Annotated in this window: 16 protein-coding genes; 4 read left to right on the top strand and 12 right to left on the bottom strand. The window is 58.9% G+C overall.

The window, feature by feature from the left end:
* Positions 1-201: 201 nt before the first annotated feature.
* The 3 genes from choV to BLU71_RS19805 form a co-directional block, all read right to left on the bottom strand.
* On the bottom strand, positions 202-1,380 hold the full coding sequence (gene choV / locus BLU71_RS19815; RefSeq protein WP_016772804.1) for a choline ABC transporter ATP-binding protein: 1,179 nt from the start codon (positions 1,378-1,380) through the stop codon (positions 202-204).
* Entirely contained in the window at positions 1,377-2,222 is an 846-nt protein-coding gene (gene choW / locus BLU71_RS19810) for a choline ABC transporter permease subunit (RefSeq protein WP_016772805.1), read from the bottom strand. The genes choV and choW overlap by 4 nt, the downstream gene beginning before the upstream one ends.
* Before the next feature lie 77 nt (positions 2,223-2,299).
* Positions 2,300-3,247 (bottom strand): choline ABC transporter substrate-binding protein, encoded by a 948-nt coding sequence (locus tag BLU71_RS19805; RefSeq protein ID WP_064365331.1) that lies wholly within the window; start codon positions 3,245-3,247, stop codon positions 2,300-2,302.
* A 435-nt stretch (positions 3,248-3,682) separates the two neighbouring features.
* Here BLU71_RS19805 and BLU71_RS19800 point away from each other — a divergent pair, with 435 nt between their 5' ends.
* Together BLU71_RS19800 and BLU71_RS19795 are read left to right on the top strand one after the other, a co-directional pair.
* On the top strand, positions 3,683-5,059 hold the full coding sequence (locus BLU71_RS19800; protein ID WP_083353733.1) for an L-serine ammonia-lyase: 1,377 nt from the start codon (positions 3,683-3,685) through the stop codon (positions 5,057-5,059).
* A 603-nt stretch (positions 5,060-5,662) separates the two neighbouring features.
* On the top strand, positions 5,663-6,766 hold the full coding sequence (locus BLU71_RS19795; protein ID WP_007949927.1) for a GlxA family transcriptional regulator: 1,104 nt from the start codon (positions 5,663-5,665) through the stop codon (positions 6,764-6,766).
* A gap of 87 nt (positions 6,767-6,853) precedes the next feature.
* On the opposite strand, the gene BLU71_RS19790 is transcribed toward BLU71_RS19795, so the two are convergent.
* The 6 genes from BLU71_RS19790 to BLU71_RS19760 form a co-directional block, all read right to left on the bottom strand.
* Complete coding sequence (locus BLU71_RS19790; RefSeq protein ID WP_016772808.1) at positions 6,854-7,117, bottom strand: hypothetical protein; 264 nt, start codon at positions 7,115-7,117, stop codon at positions 6,854-6,856.
* 313 nt (positions 7,118-7,430) lie between these two features.
* On the bottom strand, positions 7,431-8,594 hold the full coding sequence (locus BLU71_RS19780; protein WP_065616505.1) for a gamma-butyrobetaine dioxygenase: 1,164 nt from the start codon (positions 8,592-8,594) through the stop codon (positions 7,431-7,433).
* Positions 8,595-8,619: 25 nt separating this feature from the next.
* Positions 8,620-9,096: a thioesterase family protein gene (locus BLU71_RS19775; RefSeq protein WP_083353732.1), complete on the bottom strand. Its 477-nt coding sequence runs from the start codon at positions 9,094-9,096 to the stop codon at positions 8,620-8,622.
* Positions 9,097-9,320: 224 nt separating this feature from the next.
* Entirely contained in the window at positions 9,321-10,286 is a 966-nt protein-coding gene (locus tag BLU71_RS19770) for an L-carnitine dehydrogenase (RefSeq protein WP_083353731.1), read from the bottom strand.
* 130 nt (positions 10,287-10,416) lie between these two features.
* Positions 10,417-11,304, bottom strand: coding sequence for a 3-keto-5-aminohexanoate cleavage protein (locus tag BLU71_RS19765; protein WP_007962632.1), 888 nt, complete (start codon positions 11,302-11,304; stop codon positions 10,417-10,419).
* A 118-nt stretch (positions 11,305-11,422) separates the two neighbouring features.
* Positions 11,423-12,367, bottom strand: a complete 945-nt coding sequence (locus BLU71_RS19760; protein ID WP_083353730.1) for a choline ABC transporter substrate-binding protein — start codon at positions 12,365-12,367, stop codon at positions 11,423-11,425.
* Positions 12,368-12,557: 190 nt separating this feature from the next.
* Here BLU71_RS19760 and BLU71_RS19755 point away from each other — a divergent pair, with 190 nt between their 5' ends.
* On the top strand, positions 12,558-13,502 hold the full coding sequence (locus BLU71_RS19755) for a GlxA family transcriptional regulator (protein ID WP_083353729.1): 945 nt from the start codon (positions 12,558-12,560) through the stop codon (positions 13,500-13,502).
* Positions 13,503-13,622: 120 nt separating this feature from the next.
* On the opposite strand, the gene BLU71_RS19750 is transcribed toward BLU71_RS19755, so the two are convergent.
* Genes BLU71_RS19750 through BLU71_RS19740 form a run of 3 tightly spaced genes read right to left on the bottom strand, consistent with a single transcriptional unit; the run spans position 13,623 to position 15,885 of the window.
* Positions 13,623-14,039, bottom strand: a complete 417-nt coding sequence (locus BLU71_RS19750; protein ID WP_042606629.1) for a DUF3010 family protein — start codon at positions 14,037-14,039, stop codon at positions 13,623-13,625.
* Between the two features lie 54 nt (positions 14,040-14,093).
* Positions 14,094-15,425 (bottom strand): hypothetical protein, encoded by a 1,332-nt coding sequence (locus BLU71_RS19745; RefSeq protein WP_083353728.1) that lies wholly within the window; start codon positions 15,423-15,425, stop codon positions 14,094-14,096.
* A gap of 58 nt (positions 15,426-15,483) precedes the next feature.
* On the bottom strand, positions 15,484-15,885 hold the full coding sequence (locus BLU71_RS19740) for a lysozyme inhibitor LprI family protein (RefSeq protein WP_065616509.1): 402 nt from the start codon (positions 15,883-15,885) through the stop codon (positions 15,484-15,486).
* A 231-nt stretch (positions 15,886-16,116) separates the two neighbouring features.
* On the opposite strand from BLU71_RS19740, the gene BLU71_RS19735 reads away from it, so the two are divergent.
* The gene (locus BLU71_RS19735; RefSeq protein WP_007962626.1) at positions 16,117-17,094 is read left to right on the top strand and encodes a dipeptidase; all 978 of its coding nucleotides are present in this window, start codon (positions 16,117-16,119) and stop codon (positions 17,092-17,094) included.
* Positions 17,095-17,149: the final 55 nt, after the last annotated feature.

Here is a 17,149-nt window from a genome sequence, read left to right as displayed (position 1 = left end):
CTGACCGAGATGTCTAGCGTCATACATCGACCTGAGAGATCGAGTCGATTATGGATTCGATAAAGCAAGATCAGGTCGGTGCAGATCTGCAGCATCCCCCGATCGGTCCCCTCTCCCTCTGGGAGAGGGCTAGGGTGAGGGGCTTTTCCCTGACCCAATAAAAAAGGGATCGCTCACCGCGATCCCTTTTTTTATCCCGCCTTAACCGAGGTTCTTGCCCAACAACGCGTGATACAGCTCGCTGTCGCCGAGGATCCCCACCACATGATTGTTATCGTGCAGCACCAGCTTGTTGCCGGTCTGATAACGGATCTGCAGCGCGTCACGCATGCCGATGTTCGAGTCCACCAGCGTCGGCTTGCGCTCCAGGCCTTCCACCGCTTGGCCAGGTGCCCAGTTCTGCAGGTTCAGTACTGAACCGTTCTGCCGGGCGCCTTTTATGGTGTTGCCTTCGGCCAGGTCCAGCCACGAATCGCCGCCGGGATCGAGGCACACCGAGCCGTTGATGCGTTTGCACTTGTCCAGCGTGCGCATCAGGCTGCGGCCGCAGAGCACGTTGAGCGGATTGGTGTGGGCGACAAAGGTCCGCACGTAGTCGTCCGCCGGGTTGAGGACGATTTCTTCCGGCACGCTGTACTGGATGATCCGGCCGTCCTTCATGATCGCGATGCGGCTGCCCAGTTTGAGGGCTTCATCGAGGTCGTGGCTCACAAACACGATGGTCTTGCTCAACTTGCGTTGCAGTTCCAGCAATTCGTCCTGCAGACCCTGGCGGATCAGCGGGTCGAGCGCCGAGAACGGTTCGTCCATCAGCAGAATATCGGCGTCCATCGCCAGCGCGCGGGCGAGGCCGACGCGCTGCTGCATGCCGCCGGATAGCTCATCAGGCTTCTTGTTGCGCCATTGGGTCAGGCCGACCAGTTCGAGTTTCTCGTCGACCAGTTTCTTGCGTTCCTTCTCCGGTCGGCCCTGCATCTCCAGGCCGAAACTGATGTTCTCGCGCACCGTCAGCCAAGGCATCAGGGCGAACTTCTGGAACACCATCGCAATACGCTTGGTGCGCATCATCTTCAGCTCGGCGGGCGTGCAGGACGCGATATCGATCTGGCGGTTTTCATGCTCGACGAACAGCTTGCCGCGGCTCACGGTGTTGAGGCCGTTGATGCAGCGCAGCAGGCTCGATTTGCCCGAGCCGGAGAGGCCCATCAGCACGCAGATCTCGCCTTTGTTGATGTCCAGCGTGGCTTTTTCCACGCCGACGATCTGACCGGTCTTCTTCAGGATCTCGTTGCGGGTCATGCCCTGATCGAGCAGCTTGAGTGCCTCGCGCGGGTCCTTGGAGAAGATTACGTCGACGTCTTCGAAGCGAATTATGCTCATGCGTCACCCCCTACTTTGGCGTCGGGTTGTTTGCAGATACGGTCGAGCATGATCGCCAGCAGTACGATTGCCAGGCCTGCTTCGAAGCCCAGCGCAATATCAGCAGTGTTCAGTGCGTTGACCACCGGTTTGCCGAGTCCGTCGGCGCCGACCAGTGCCGCGATCACCACCATCGACAGCGACAGCATAATGCACTGGGTGATGCCGGCCGCGATGCTCGGCATGGCGTGCGGCAGTTCGATCCTTGAGAGCAATTGGCGACGCGAGCAGCCGAAGGCCTTGCCGGCGTCCATCAGTTCTTGCGGGACATCGCGGATGCCCAGGTAGGTCAGGCGGATCGGCGCCGCGATGGCGAAGACCACCGTGGAGATCAGGCCCGGTACCACACCCAGCCCGAAGAGGGTCAGGGTAGGAATGAGGTAAACGAAGGTCGGCACGGTCTGCATCAGATCGAGCACCGGCCGCATCATGGTGTAGAACATCGGTTTGTGCGCGGCGACGATGCCCAGCGGCACGCCGATCAACACGCAGACCAGGGTGGCGAACAGCACCTGGGCGAGGGTTTCCATGGTTTCCTGCCAGTACCCCAGATTGAGGATCAGCAGGAACGAGGCGACCACAAACGCGGTCAGGCCCCACTTGCGTTGAATCAGATGGGCGATGATGGCAATCAGGCCAATCAGCACCAGTGGGTTGAACCAGGTCAGCGCAAACGTCACGCCGTGGATCATCGTTTCCAGTGTCACGGCGATTGCGTCGAAGGTGTTGGCGCCGTGTTGCGTCAACCATTCGACGAAGCCCGCGATGTACTGGCCTAGAGGTATTTTCTGATCAATCAGCATGGTAGTGAACGTCCGCATGCAAGGAAATTAACAGCCCGGGCAGGCACGCCTGCCCGGCATAAGCGATGCCCCTCGAATCAAGGCGCGAGCTTGGCTTTCACGGCCTCCAGGCCTGGTTTACCGTCAATGGTGGTCACGCCAGCGAGCCAGGTTTCGAGCACCTGTGGATTCTTTTTCAGCCAGGCCTTGGCGGCCGCGTCAGGCTTCATCTTGTCGTCGAGGATGTTGCCCATCAGTTCACTTTCCATGTCGACGGTGAACTCCAGGTTTTTCAACAGCTGACCGACATTGCTGCATTCTTCGGCGTAACCCTTGCGGGTGTTGGTGGCCACGGTGGCTGCGCCGAAATCGGGGCCGAAGAAGTCGTCGCCGCCGGTCAGGTATTGAATCTTGAAACGCTTGTTCATCGGGTGCGGCGCCCAGCCGAGGAAGACCACGGCGGTGTCGCGCTTCTGCGCCCGGTCGACTTGCGAGAGCATGCCGGCCTCGGAGGATTCGACGACCTTGAAGCCGGCGGTTTTCAGGCCGAAGGCGTCCTTGTCGATCATGCTCTGGATCAGCCGGTTGCCGTCGTTGCCCGGCTCGATGCCGTAGATCTTGCCGTCGAGCTCTTTCTTGAATTTGGCGATATCGGCGAAGTCATGCAGGCCTTTGTCGTACAGGGCTTGCGGCACGGCGAGGGTGTACTTGGCGCCCTTGAGGTTGGTGCGCACGGTGTCGACAGTGCCGGCATCGCGGTACGGCTTGATGTCGTTCTCCATGGTCGGCATCCAGTTACCGAGAAACACGTCCATGTTCTTGCCGTCGGCCAGCGACTTGTAGGTCACGGGCACGGAGATCATGGTGGTCTTGGTCTTGTAGCCGAGGGCGTTGAGAACGACGGAAGTGGTGGCGGTGGTCGCGGTGATGTCGGTCCAGCCGACATCGGAGAAGTTAACGAGGCTGCACTGTGCCGGTTCTGCGGCTTGCGCCAGTAACGGCAGACTCAGCAGGGCGGCCAACAACAACGACGGGGAACCTTTCATGGATGGACTCCTTGGTGTTTTTTTTGGCAGTGTTCCGACTGTGGACCACCGCACTTATGGGTTGCGGTTGGTGGCGTTCGTAAGACAGCTCTACCGCAGCGCCTGGCAATCGAGTCAACCCGATCATGTACCAGTGAAAATCTGACGCCTACAGGGAGGGTCGTATCCAGTACAGGGATGGTCGCTTCCAGTGTCGGTGACGTCGCTTACAGCTTTTTTCCGCCTCCGATGACCTGCACAACTGCATGAAAGCGGCGTATTTGCGGGGCGAAAACGTAACGACGCTGCTGGACATGAGTGCGTCGGTGTCAGACGCCGTGCGCGCCGACAAAAGCCCGATGATGCCGGCATTCGGCGGATCGCAGCTTGAGCGTAGCAGCTCCGCCAGCGGGCGTTTTTGCCGCCCGGACCGGTATTCTCAGGAGCTCTGCAGCAATGGCTATCAGCGTTTTCGACCTGTTCAAAATCGGCATCGGCCCTTCCAGTTCCCACACCGTCGGCCCGATGCGCGCCGCCGCGCTGTTCGTCGAGTCGCTGCGCGGCAAGCATCAGCTGGAACAGGTGCGGCGCATCGAGGTGCAGTTGTTCGGTTCGCTGTCGGCCACCGGCGTCGGTCACGGCAGCGATAACGCGGTGATCATGGGCCTGATGGGCGAGTGGCCGGACGCAATCGACCCGTCGCAGATCGGCCCGCGCATTCAGGCGCTGCGCGAAACCCATACGCTGTTATTGGATGGTCGTCTGTCGGTGGCGTTTGTCTGGGCCCGGGACATGCGCCTGATCGATGAAAACCTGCCATTCCATCCCAACGCCATGACCCTGGTTGCCGAAGGCGAGTTCGGTGAGCTGCACCGTGACACCTACTATTCAATCGGCGGCGGCTTTGTCGTTGATGAGGCGCAAGCGGCCAGCGGTGTGGTTGATCTGGATCGCACCGAATTGCCCTACGACTTCTCCAGTGCGGTCGAGCTGCTGGAACTGTGCAAGACGCACAATCTGCGCGTTGCCGAACTGATGATGGCCAACGAAAAGGTCTGGCGCAGCGAAGAAGAAATCCGCGCCGGCCTGATGAAGCTGTGGCGGGCGATGCAGGATTGCGTCGAGCAGGGCCTCAAGCACGAAGGCATTCTGCCCGGGGGCTTGAACGTGCGCCGGCGCGCGGCGAAGTTGCACCGCAGCCTGCAGGAACTGAACAAACCCAACGTCATCGGCTCGACCCTGAGCGCGATGGAGTGGGTCAACCTGTTCGCCCTGGCCGTCAATGAAGAGAATGCTGCCGGCGGGCGTATGGTCACCGCACCGACCAACGGCGCGGCGGGGATCATCCCGGCGGTGTTGCACTACTTTATGAAGTTCAGCGAGGCGGTGACCGACGCCAACGTCGTCGACTATTTCCTCAGCGCGGCGGCGGTCGGCATTCTGTGCAAGAAGAACGCTTCGATCTCTGGCGCCGAAGTCGGTTGCCAGGGCGAGGTCGGTTCGGCCTGCGCGATGGCGGCGGCGGGGCTGGCGGAGATTCTCGGCGCCACCCCTGAACAGTTGTGCAACGCAGCGGAAATCGGTCTGGAGCACAACCTGGGCCTGACCTGCGATCCGGTCGGTGGTCTGGTGCAGGTGCCGTGCATCGAGCGCAACGCGATTGCCGCGGTGAAGGCGATCAACGCGGCGCAAATGGCCCTGCGTGGCGACGGTCAACACTTCATTTCCCTGGACCGGGTCATCCGCACCATGCGCGATACCGGCGCCGATATGCATGACAAATATAAAGAAACGTCGCGCGGTGGCCTGGCAGTCAGTGCCGTGGAGTGCTGACGCGTATTTATTGTGGCGAGGGAGCTTGCTCCCGCTCGGCTGCGCAGCAGTCGCAATCAGCTTGATGCATTTCAATTGCAGAACCGCGAGTCTGGTTTCGGGCCTGCTTCGCAGTCCAGCGGGAGCAAGCTCCCTCGCCATACTGGTCCACGAACGGCATTCAGTGTGATGAGGCCAGACCAGTCAAAACTGCTCACCAAATGAACACCTCATTTCATTCACGCCACCTTTTGGCGCGTCGCAATCAGACAAGCGTCTTTATCAGCTGTGACTTATCAGTCGTTACCTGACCGTCTGTCGCCCGTGCTTGCGGTGACACTCTGTGCAAATCCTTTGCAGGCCAGTTCCCACAAGTGCTACCGATCTGCTCACAGGCTGCGCGGCAGGGCGGTCAAGGCGCTTGATGGCACTTCGAAATGCCGTGATCCGACGTCTCGTATAGACGCGTCGCGAGGTCGTTTTCAGGAGTTATTGAATGGCCATCCAATTTCAGGCATGGCAATTGCTCTGTCATAACAAAGCCTGCTTCCCTCGTGAGAATGCCGGCAATAACAAGAGCCTCCGCCTGAGGCCACCACCCGCTTTGTGTGAGGAGATACCGCGATGACGTCGTTCAACTCCGGGGCCCAACCCCAGAACCGTGCGCCTCAATCCATCGGCTTTCTGCTGCTGGACAATTTCACGCTGATTTCCCTGGCGTCCGCCGTTGAGCCACTGCGCATGGCCAACCAATTGTCCGGTCGTGAGCTGTATCGCTGGAGCACCCTCACTGTCGATGGCGGCCAGGTCTGGGCCAGTGACGGTCTGCAGATCACCCCCGACGCCTCCATGCACAAAGCCCCGCCACTGGACACCGTGATTGTCTGCGGCGGCATCGGCATTCAACGCACCGTGACCCGTGAGCACGTGTCCTGGCTGCAAAGCCAGGCGCGTCAGTCCAAGCGTCTTGGCGCGGTGTGCACTGGCAGTTGGGCGCTGGCCTGCGCCGGTCTGCTCGACGGCTTCGATTGCAGCGTGCACTGGGAATGCCTGGCGGCGATGCAGGAAGCTTTCCCGCGCGTGGCCATGAGCACACGCCTGTTCACCCTCGACCGTAACCGCTTCACCAGCTCCGGCGGCACTGCGCCGCTGGACATGATGCTGCACCTGATCAGCCGCGATCACGGTCGCGAACTGTCCGCAGCGATTTCGGAAATGTTCGTCTACGAGCGTATCCGCAACGAACAGGATCACCAGCGTGTGCCGCTCAAGCACATGCTCGGCACCAATCAGCCGAAGCTGCAGGAAATCGTCGCGCTGATGGAAGCCAATCTGGAAGAGCCGATCGATCTTGATGAGCTGGCGGTGTATGTCGCGGTGTCGCGTCGACAGCTGGAGCGGTTATTCCAGAAATACCTGCACTGCTCGCCGTCGCGCTATTACCTGAAGCTGCGGTTGATCCGCGCCCGGCAACTGCTCAAGCAGACGCCGATGTCGATCATCGAAGTGGCATCGGTGTGTGGTTTCGTCTCCACGCCGCACTTCTCCAAGTGCTACCGCGAGTACTTCGGCATTCCGCCGCGTGACGAGCGCGTCGGCTCCAACACCACCCAGCAAGTGGCCATGCTGCCGCTGCCGCAGGCGATCGTGATGTCGCCGCTGTCGGGGCCGATGTCGGCGCTGAGTCAGGCGCGCAATGAATCGACGTTTGCCAGCGTAAGGCTGTAGACCGAGTCATCGTTCTTCGCGAGCAGGCTCGCTCCCACAGTCGGATGCATTCCAGGGTGGGAGCGAGCCTGCTCGCGAAGGGGGTTCTCAGGCGCTGTGGGACTGCTGGTAATCCGAAAGGGCTGGTAACAACTGCTTGTCGATCGCCTGACGCACCGCCGGCTGGATGCTGGCGCCGCTGGTGTACATGTCCTTGACCATCTTGCGCAGTTCAAATGCGCGAACATTATCCAGTCCTCGTACTGCGCACTCACAGGCCTGCTCGGCGGTGGTACCGCTCGGCACCTGAATACCCAAGGCCTTGAGCTGGCCCAACAGATCTTCCTGGTCAATCAAATCGGCGTACATCATTACGCAAATCCTTCTGTGGCAACGGAGGTCTTGGCTCGATTCTGGTGGCCCCGACCGGGCGCGGCAAGGGCGTTTTGTCGCGGTGGCCGGGACGACTATGAACAGGTCGTTTTCGGCTAACCGAGTGGATTGGCGAGTAGGCACACTGGCTCCAGCTCGCTTCACGAAGGTTTGGTCACCCTCGCCTGGCAGCTCCTCAACAGTACCCTCCTCAGCTCCGATCCGGTCACGGCTTGATCGGAGTTTTTTTTGCCGTGAATCACGGGGGGGTGATCGAGCTGACGCCATCGCTGGCAAGCCAGCTCCCACAGATCTACCTCTGTAACACCAGAATCCGCGACAACAACTCATCCCGGTCGACATAGCAGCCCTGAAAATGTCGCGCCCCGGTGGCTGGGTCAAAGGCATTGCGCGCATGCAGCGTGCGGCGGTTGTCAAAGCACCACAACTCTCCCGGATTGAGGCGCTGCACCAGCCGAAACCGCGGCTCGCGGGTCATCGCGATAAAACGTCGATAGGCTCGATACAGCAATGGCATCTGCGCCACCGACGTCTCGAACGCGCCGCGCAAAAAGTTCGCCATGCGAATTTCCGCCACACGCCCCAACGCATCCACAGCAATGATTGGCGCCAGGCAGCGATAGTCGCTGTGGCGGTCCTTGTTGCGAAACTCTACGGGGATTTCACACAGGGCCTGAAACAGCTGCGGATCCTCTCGACGCAAGGCGTCGGCGATCGCGAAACCATCGACGAAAATGCTTTCGCCACCTTCGGCATCGTTCACCAGGCAATGCAGAAATTGCAGCCCCGGTTGCAGCTCGCGAGTCGGCAAATCCGTGTGCAATGGCAGGTTGAAGGCGGTGTAGGCGTTGCTGTCGGCGTCGGCTTTGGACTGCACATTGAACAGCACGCCGAAGTTGCTTTCGCGGATGAAGGAAATCCGCTGCGCAATGAGCTTCAGCGAGCCCGGCTCGGTGGGCACGCCGCGCACTTGAGTCAGGCCGATGTCACGCACGGCGAGCAACCATTGCAGCAGCGCAGCGTTGTCGTTCATCAGTGCGGTGTAGTCGAACACCGGCAACTGCAGATCGCTATGCCACAAACGGCTCTGCGGTTTGCCGGCCAGGCGTTCGGCGCGGGACTCGTCGTCATAGGCGTGAGCGCGCAACCAGCCCGGATCGAAGCGGCTGAGGTGACCATCCTGCCAGTCGATGCGCAGGCAGCCGTCGGTGTCGATGCGCGTGGCCAGTGGTTGCAGATCCTCGGCGGCATCGACGCTCTCGAAGACCTGCTCGCGGGTGACGCTATAGACGCAGCGATCACACGGGCAATTGTCGCGCAGCCATACGTGGTGAAACGGGCTGACACGACCGTCAGCCCATTCGATGACAACGCGATCCGCCAGACCCTGCACGCCACGCAGCGCGCTGATCAACGGATAAGTACGAAAATCGGCAACAGCGACGGCGGTGTTCATGGCGGCTCCTTGACGATGGAGGGATTTACCGGGCAGGTGGCAGCGCGATCACGCGGCCGATGTAAGCGGGAGCGGGCAGGTCGGTCTGCTCAGCGACGATCGCTTGCAGGCGATGCAGCGTGTCGGGGCTGAACGGCGCCGAGCGCGGGCCGGCGAGGTCGACGTGCAGGAGCATCTGTTCATTGCCGGCCAGTTCCTGTTCCTCGCCGATTGTGTGCAGGCTGTGGTAGAGGTGCAGACGCTTGCTGTCGTGGCCGATGATTTGCGTGCGCACTTCGACCTCGGTATCGAGCTTCACTTCGTGCAGGTAATTGAGGTGCAGCTCGAGGGTGAACAGCGAATGGCCGCTGACTTCGCGGTTGTTGCTGTCCATGCCCAGGCGATCCATCAGCGCGTCGGTGGCGTAGCTGAAGATCAGCAGGTAGAAGGCATCGCGCAGGTGGCCGTTGTAGTCGACCCAGTCAGTGATGATGGTGGTTTGGTAGGTGGTGAGGTGGGGCATGGTTTCGATTCCCGCAGTTGATGGGTGAAGATCAAGAGCAACCCCCTCACCCCAGCCCTCTCCCCCAAGGGGGCGAGGGGGAAAGGGAGCCGATTTTCGAGCTTTTCAAGTCCAGAGTTCGACTCAGAGGTGCAAGTCGGCGTAGCTTGCAAAAACACCTCGGTCAGTCCCCTCTCCCTCTGGGAGAGGGCTAGGGTGAGGGCAGCGATGTCATGCCAACCCCATCACTCGCTGAAACTCATCCCATGCTTCTCTTTGGTGGTCTTCACCGCCTCAAGCACCGCCAGCAGGCAGTCATCACGGTAGCGCTCCAGCGCCGAGATGCTGTGGCGGCCTAACTGTTCACTGGTGCCATCGACCACATCATCGATCAGCTTGTCGGTCAGCTCCGGCGCTGGCAGATACGTCCACGGCAATTGCAACGCCGGGCCGAATTGCGACATGAAGTGGCGCATGCCGGCATCGCCGCCGGCCAGGGTGTAAGTCAGGAATGTACCCATGAATGACCAACGCAGGCCGGCGCCAAAACGAATCGCATCGTCGATCTCGCCGGTCGTCGCCACACCGTCATTGACCAGGTGCAGCGCCTCGCGCCACAGCGCTTCAAGCAAGCGATCGGCGATGAACCCCGGCACTTCCTTGCGCACATGCAACGGACGCATGCCAAGAGATTCGTAGACTTGCATCGCCGCTCGAACCGCCTCAGGCGCGGTGTGCTTGCCGCCGACCACTTCCACCAGCGGTAACAGATAGACCGGGTTGAACGGATGCCCGACCACGCAGCGTTCAGGGTGCGTCGAACTCTCGTAGAACTCGCTGGGCAACAGGCCTGAAGTGCTCGAGCCAATCAAGGCGTCGGGCTTGGCGGCGGCGCTGATTTTGCTGTGCAGATCGAGTTTCAGTTCCAGCCGCTCGGGGGCGCTCTCCTGAATGAAATCGGCGTCGCGCACGCATTCCTCGATGGTGGCGACAAAGCGCAGGCGATCCTGCGAAGCGCCCGGCGCCAGGCCGTTCTTCTCCAGCGCGCCCCAGGCATTGGCCACGCGCTGGCGCAACGCCGCTTCGGCGCCGGGCGCCGGATCCCAGGCCACCACGTCGAGGCCATGAGCGAGGGCGCGGGCGACCCAGCCACTGCCGATGACACCGCTGCCGAGGGCGGCGAAGGTTTTGATTTCGGTGATAAAGCGCATAGGTATTCCCTGATAGTCGAGGACCCCGTAGGAGCTGCCGAAGGCTGCGATCTTTTGATCTTGCTTCTAAAAATCAAAGGCAAAAGATCGCAGCCTTCGGCAGCTCCTACAGGTGGAATGGGTGATGGGATCAGCCGCGCTGGGTCAGGCCCATTTTCTTGCGACCTTCCGCCGGCGTGAGCACGCGGGCACCGAGGCGGCTGAGGATCTCCGTGGCGCGCTCAACCAATTGGCCATTGGTCGCCAGCACGCCTTTGTCCAGCCACAGGTTGTCTTCCAGTCCGACCCGCACGTTGCCGCCGAGCAGCACCGCTTGCGCCGCCATCGGCATCTGCATGCGGCCAATGCCGAATCCGGCCCACACCGCATCGGCGGGCAGGTTGTCGACCATGGCTTTCATGGTGGTGGTATCGGCCGGCGCGCCCCACGGGATGCCCAGGCACAGCTGGAACAGCGGGTTGTCGAGCAAGCCTTCCTTGATCATCTGCTTGGCGAACCACAGATGCCCGGTGTCGAAAATCTCCAGCTCGGCTTTCACCCCCAGTTCGGTGATGCGCTTGGCGCCGGCGCGCAGTTGTGCCGGCGTGGAGACGTAAATGGTGTCGCCGTCGCCGAAATTCAGCGTGCCGCAATCGAGGGTGCAGATTTCCGGAAGCAGCTCTTCAACGTGGGCGAGACGGGTCAGCGGGCCGACCAGATCGGTGTTCGGGCCGAACTCCATCGGGTGCTCGCCAGCGCCGATTTCCAGGTCTCCGCCCATCCCGGCGGTGAGGTTGACGATGATGTCGACGTCGGCCTCGCGGATGCGCTCCATCACTTCGCGATACAGCGCCACGTCACGGCTGAACTTGCCGGTCTGCGGATCGCGCACATGGCAGTGCACCACGGTGGCGCCAGCCTTGGCCGCTTCCACTGCCGCAGCGGCGATCTGTTTCGGGGTGACCGGCACATGCGGGCTCTTGGCGGTCGTGTCGCCAGCACCGGTGAGTGCGCAGGTGATGATGACGTCGTGGTTCATGGTGCGTTTCCTTCAGGCGTGATGGGTCTGTCCGCAGCCCGTGGCGGGGCTGCGAAGCGTCGTTAAATTCCCTATCCCTTGGGAGAGGGCCAGGGTGAGGGGGCTTTTGAGCGCAAGGTTATTTGCTGGTCAGTTGCAGATTTTCAGCGGCCGGTTTGCCATCGAAAGTCGTCACACCTTCGAGCCAGCGCTGCTTGTCTTCGGGGTGATCCTTGAGCCATTGCTTGGCCGACTCGAAGGCATCCTTGTGATCGAGCAGCGGCTGCATCATTCGGCTCTCGGCTTCGGCGGTGAAGGTCAGGTTGGTCAGCAGGCGGCCGATGTTCGGGCACTGCTCGGCGTATTTCGGTGAAGTGACAGTCCACACCGTAGCCATGCCTTCGTTCGGGCCAAGGGCATCTTCGCTACCGGTCAGATAGGTCATCTGAATGTTGACGTTCATCGGGTGCGGCGCCCAGCCGAAGAACACCACGGCTTCCTTGCGGCGCACGGCGCGATCGACGGCGGCGAGCATGCCGGCCTCGCTCGATTCGACGAGCTGGAATTTGCCCAGACCAAACTGGTTCTTGGCGATCATCGCTTTGATCTGCGTGTTGGCGCCCGACCCTGGCTCGATGCCGTAGATCTTGCCGCCCAATTCCTTCTCGAATTTGGCGATGTCGGCGAAGGTTTTCAGGCCCTTGTCAGCCAGATAGGTCGGCACGGCGAGAGTGGCGCGGGCATCTTTCAGGCTCGGTGCTTCGAGCACTTTCACCTGATTGGCCTCGACGAACGGCGTGATGGTCTGGGTCATCAGCGGGTTCCAGTAGCCAAGGAACAGGTCCAGGCGCTGATCGCGAATCCCGGCGAAGATGATCTGCTGCGAGGCGCTGGTCTGTTTGGTGCTGTAGCCGAGGCCGTCGAGCAGGACCTGGGTCATGGCACTGGTGGCGATCACGTCAGTCCAGTTGACCACACCCATGCGTACGTTCTTGCAGGAGGCCAGTTCGGCCGCCATCACGCCGGTGCTGAAGAAAGCGGTACCGCTGAGTGCAAGAACGCAGCTGCTGATCAGTCGTTTCATGTCGGGTTCCTCGGCAGTTCGATTATTGTGGTTCCCGGCATCTGCGCGCCGGTGATGCCAAGTTACGCAGCTATACGCCCGTGAAAGCGCACTGCGGCGACTGGCATTTGCACTGTAGCGACCTGCACGCTTGAACGCCGCCGCCAATCGGCGTATCAACGAGCCACGCGTCCGCCAACCGAGTGCGCCCATGTCCCAGGATTTCTACTTTTTGCTGATGCCGGGGTTCTCTGCCATCGGCTTTATCTCCGCGATCGAACCGCTGCGGGTGGCCAACCGCTTTCGTGGCGAGCTGTACCGCTGGCATGTGCTCAGCGCCGATGGCGGCGCGGTACTGGCGAGCAACGGCATGTCGGTCAACGCCGATGCGGCGCTGGAGCCGCTGAAAAAAGGTGCGACGTTACTGGTGGTGGCCGGCTTCGAACCACTGAAATTCATCACGCCGATGCTGGAGCACTGGTTGCGCAGGCTGGACAAGGACGGCGTGACCCTCGGCGCGATCGACACCGGCAGCTTCGTCCTCGCCGAAGCAGGCCTGCTCAATGGCCATCGCCTGACCCTGCACTGGGAAGCGATCGATGCGTTCAAGGAATCTTATCCACAGCTCAGCGTTACCCAGGAGCTGTTCGAGATCGACCGGCGGCGGATCACTTCGGCGGGTGGCACGGCGTCGATTGATCTGATGCTCGATCTGATCGCCCAGGCCCACGGCCCGCAACTGGCGATTCAGGTCAGCGAGCAGTTTGTGCTCGGGCGCATCCGCCCGCGCAAAGACCACCAGCGCATGGAAGTCGCCACACGCTACGGCATCAGCAACAAGAAACTGGTGCAGGTGATCGGCGAAATGGAGCAGCACAGCGAACCGCCGCTGAGCACGCTGCAACTGGCGGAGTCGATCAAGGTGACGCGACGGCAGCTGGAGCGCTTGTTTCGCCTGCACCTGAACGACACGCCGAGCAATTTCTATCTGCGGTTGAGGTTGGAAAAGGCCCGGCAGCTGTTGCGTCAGACCGACATGAGCGTGCTTGAGGTCAGCATTGCCTGCGGGTTTGAATCACCGTCGTACTTCACCCGCAGCTATCGCGCCAGATTTGCCCGTTGCCCGCGCGAGGATCGGCGTACCGCGCAGGCCTGAGTGATGCACACAAAACCCCTGTAGGAGTGAGCCTGCTCGCGATAGCGGTCTATCGGCTCACATGTGTGGGACTGACCCACCGCTATCGCGAGCAGGCTCACTCCTACAATTCGATCGACATTATTTCTTCACCAACGCCGAGCACGCCGCCTTGTAAGCCTCATGCTGATACTTGTTCAACGTCCCCGGCAGCTCGAAATTGTGCTTCTTGGCCTGTGCATTGATCGTCTGCGGCGACAACAGCGTCACCTCACAACCATCGAGCAGCTGAAACACCCCCTCAATCTTGAACGTCGTCGGCCCACCGGCAAACTCACCCTTCTTGCTGCGCTTCTTGATCGCAATCCGGTCCACCGAGTTCTCGCGCACGAACGACGCCACCTGCGCCGCGAACCGCCGCACGTTCGCCGCCTCGTCATCATCATCGAGAGCGATCTTTTTCGTGGCGAGAGGGATGTGGCTCAACGTCGAACCGTCGAGCGCAGCCACGGCGATGATCGCTTCGCTGCCTTTGATTTCAATGCCGCAAATGTTCATCAGAGCTCCTTGAGGCTAAATTTTAAAGTGGTAAGGGCTCAGTGCTTGTCGTGGTTAACTTGGTGAGCGGTCTTGTAGATTTAATTTTTCAAAATTCTTTTTTAGCAGTTTTTTTATTTCTGCCTTGGTTTCTTCAGAAAGGGTCTGGTCTATTTTTTTATCTGTTTCGAATTCATATTTTTTCATGATTAAATTGAGCAAATATTCTATGGTAGCGATTTTTTTACTAGAGTTTTTCTCCGTGAAATTGGATAAGTCTCTTCCGTGTAAAATAGGGTTTCGTTCAGAATAGAGTTCATTGCAGAAGTATGTGACGAATTTTTTATCAAATAGCTCTCCGAGTTTCGATTGCTGCAGCAACAGTCCTATTGTTGGGTCGGCTTGAGTTTTTCCTGACTTGAGTTTCAAAATACTAAAATTTTCATCTGTGTAAATTTCGCCATGGCGCAAATGCATTTCTTTTGAAAAGTCCCATATCAGCCCCTCAATGAGAACAAGGCTAGTGCAGACTGAAGAGCTGTACATTTTTTTTGCATGGCAATCTAGAATTTCTCTGATGATGTTTTTTCTACTGCAAAGTAAATGTGTGGTGGGCATATTTAGATAGGGGTTGTCGAGCTGTTCAACTATGCGCTCAAACCCGGATGGATGTGCGTATTTCTCAGTGAAATAGCTTTCTAACGACACCCCTTTCCTATGAAGGAATATTAGTGTTTTTGCGACATTTATCGGCTCTTGATTTATATACCAAAATGGAAGTTCTTCAGACTCTTTCTCGGTGCATAGTGCAGATAAAAATTGATTTTTTGGATTCAGTATGAGAAAGGCCGCGTTTGTGAGTATATCGTGATCTTTAACCTCCGCAACAAGCAATGATTCATTTAATTTGATTTGCATGGGGTGGAATTCAAAAATTTCGATCTCGGACGTTACTCTTTCATACATTTCTCGTAAATGTATTGTTGTTGTGGCGAGTTTGGATGTTAGGAGTTTTAATGCTACTTCGGGTCTGGTTTTTTTTATTTTTTTGAAATTTTCATATTGGTCTGAAAGGATTTGTTTTGCTAGATGTCCTCTTTTTAGATGGAGGTGGTTTTTAGCGAAAGCTCGTCTTTCATTGAATAAAATGGTTAGCTCTGGATCGATAAGTTTTTCTTTTTTTGATTTTCTTAAGAGTTTTAAGGTGTTTTTATAGAGTGGGTCGTTTTTTTGTTCGTTGATTTCGATTTCAGAGGCAAATGTCATGCACGCCATTGTTTGGCTTAAAGACTCGATCGCTTCCGGAGGAAGTGATTTGACTAGCTGCTCTTTTTGTTGTTTTTGTAAATATTTTTGTAGTAGGGCATTCAAGTTCCCTCCCTGTTTTGCACGATTTTTTCTAGACACAGAAACTTCTCCTTGGGCTCACTCATTCCATAAATTGTCAGATTTGATCTTTTAGCATCTATTCCTGCCCAATCGACTCCAAAAACTCCGACCGTTCATCACTCATCCGCGCCATGCAATCATTCTGCGCAATCGTGAACGCCTTGCTCCCCGCCGTCGCCGGGAAGGCTTCCACCGCGCAATCGGCATCGCGGGTTTTCAGCCATTGCTGCTGGGCGGTTTTCAGTTTGGCGGTGATGTCGGCCAGTTGCGTCGGGTTCTTGCCGTACGCGGCCTGCATGCGTTCGTTGAGGCTGGCGTAGTTGTCCTTGAGCAGGTCTTCGGCGGTGGTGCGGCTGTAGGCGGAGCATTCCAGGGTCTGGATGTCGTTTTCCACCGCGTCGCACGGGTTGTTCTCGGATTCTTCGGCGGCGTGGGCGCCGGTCGCAATCAGTGCCAGGGCGAGGAAGATCGATTTCATTGGGGTCGCTCTAATCCGTGGGTAGGTGCAGGCTGCGGCAGATTCTGGCGCAAGCGCGCGGGCTTGAACAGCCGGCCGAGGAGGGCGGCTGACGACCCTTTGTCGCGGATTGACGCTTTCGGCAATTCCCCTGTCGTTTTTGCACCCGGTCGCCCCGGCACCGAGGCATATGCTGGCCCCAAAGCGCCGGCAGACGATTCGGCGCACGAATCGCCAATAAGGGGACGCCTGATGAGCCCAGCCGAATTACACGCCGACAGCATCGTTATCGACGGTCTGATCATTGCCAAATGGAACCGCGAGCTGTTCGAAGACATGCGCAAGGGCGGTCTGACGGCAGCCAACTGCACTGTGTCGGTGTGGGAAGGCTTTCAGGCGACCGTGAACAACATCGCTGCCAGCCAGAAACTGATCCGTGAAAACAGCGACCTGGTGATGCCGGTGCGCACCACCGCCGACATCCGTCGCGCCAAGGAACAGGGCAAGACCGGCATCCTCTTCGGCTTCCAGAATGCCCACGCTTTCGAAGACCAGATCGGCTATGTCGAGGTGTTCAAGCAGCTCGGCGTGGGCATCGTGCAGATGTGCTACAACACCCAGAATCTGGTCGGCACCGGTTGCTACGAACGCGACGGCGGCCTGTCGGGTTTCGGTCGCGAGATCGTCGCCGAGATGAACCGCGTCGGCGTCATGTGCGACCTGTCCCACGTCGGTTCCAAGACTTCCGAAGAGGTCATCCTCGAATCGAAAAAACCGGTCTGCTATTCGCACTGCCTGCCGTCGGGTCTCAAAGAGCACCCGCGCAACAAATCCGACGCAGAACTGAAGTTCATCGCCGACCACGGCGGTTTTGTCGGCGTGACCATGTTCGCGCCGTTCCTCGCCAAGGGCATCGATTCGACCATCGACGATTACGCCGAAGCCATCGAATACACCATGAACATCGTTGGCGAAGACGCCATCGGCATCGGCACCGATTTCACTCAGGGTCACGGCCAGGATTTCTTCGAATACCTGACCCACGACAAGGGCTACGCCCGCCGCCTGACCAGCTTCGGCAAGATCATCAACCCGCTGGGCATCCGCACCGTCGGCGAATTCCCCAACCTAACCGAAACCCTGCTCAAGCGCGGTCATTCCGAACGTGTGGTGCGCAAGATCATGGGTGAGAACTGGGTGAACGTCCTCAAAGACGTCTGGGGCGAATAACGCTTTCACGACCGCCGCCGAACTGCCCCCTCTCCTGCGGGAGAGGGCTGGGGTG

The sequence above is a fragment of the Pseudomonas moraviensis genome (assembly GCF_900105805.1).
GTDB lineage: Bacteria > Pseudomonadota > Gammaproteobacteria > Pseudomonadales > Pseudomonadaceae > Aquipseudomonas > Aquipseudomonas moraviensis_A.
Note: the sequence above shows the minus strand (reverse complement) of the source record. Positions and strands in the feature narration are given on the sequence as shown.